Annotated in this window: 1 rRNA gene; it reads right to left on the reverse strand. The window is 40.5% G+C overall.

Annotated elements, in window-relative coordinates:
• A 16S ribosomal RNA gene (locus EAG18_RS22470) occupies window positions 1-159 on the reverse strand; the annotation flags it as partial.
• Window positions 160-1,097: the final 938 nt, after the last annotated feature.

Here is a 1,097-nt window from a genome sequence, read left to right on the forward strand (position 1 = left end):
CACCCGTCCGCCGCTCGTCATCTTCTAGCAAGCTAGAAATGTTACCCACCCGTCCGCCGCTCGTCATCTTCTAGCAAGCTAGAAATGTTACCGCTCGACTTGCATGTGTTAGGCCTGCCGCCAGCGTTCAATCTGAGCCATGATCAAACTCTTCAATTAAAAGTTTTTTTGAAACCTAAGTTTCATGCTCATTGAATTCTGATTTTGATACCTTTCGGTATCGAATTGACTGTGCTGAATAAACTATGTTTATTCTGTTGGTCACTCAGTTCAATTGAGACTCTAAATTTGCTTGCATCACCTAGCGAACTAGACTCTGCTGTTAGAACTCAATCTGTACGAGTGCCCACACAGATGATTGCTTCATATTGTTAAAGAACATTCCGGTTACCCGGTGCGATGACTCATCATCRCTGCGCCGTTAGCGCTGAGGGTTGTGCATTCTAAGCATTTCCCATTTGTTGTCAACACTTAATTTTGATTTTCTTTCGAAGCATTCAAACTCAAGTTTTATTTGACTCCCGACTCGTTGGCTCGTTGCTTTTCAGCGCTGCTCCCCGTGTCGGTGGATGCGCATTATAGGGAGATCCGATTTAAGTGCAACCCTTTTTTTAAAGAAAATTGCGAAAAAACATTTGTTCGAGCAAAAATAAAGCGAAACGTCTATTTTTGACACTTTAATATACAAAAAAGGGCTAAAAGGAAGTCATTATTATTGCTTATAAGCATTTTTTCACTTTATCCGCTGATAAGTCGTTAGCAGAGTTATAAAGTTTAGTTCACCTGATATCGGTTCTAGCTACTAGTTTCCAAACATTACAGTAGACAATAGCACCTATCATGTACTGTAGATGTGCCACCCTCATGTCTATGTACGTAGCATCTTGGATTTTCTATAGGCATTAAAAAGGCAGGATACTAAGAGCGACCTTTTTACTGTGTATTGCTACAACCCAAAGCTGATGCTTCGATTATGGCAACTAAACCTATTAAGTATTGTCAGCGTGCCACTCTCATGCCTATATACGTATTACCTTTGATTTCCTATAGGCATTAAAAAAGGCCGCTTTCGCGACCTTTTTTACAGTGTATTGCTA

It is taken from the genome of Pseudoalteromonas sp. J010, assembly GCF_003934235.1.
Taxonomy (GTDB): domain Bacteria; phylum Pseudomonadota; class Gammaproteobacteria; order Enterobacterales; family Alteromonadaceae; genus Pseudoalteromonas; species Pseudoalteromonas peptidolytica.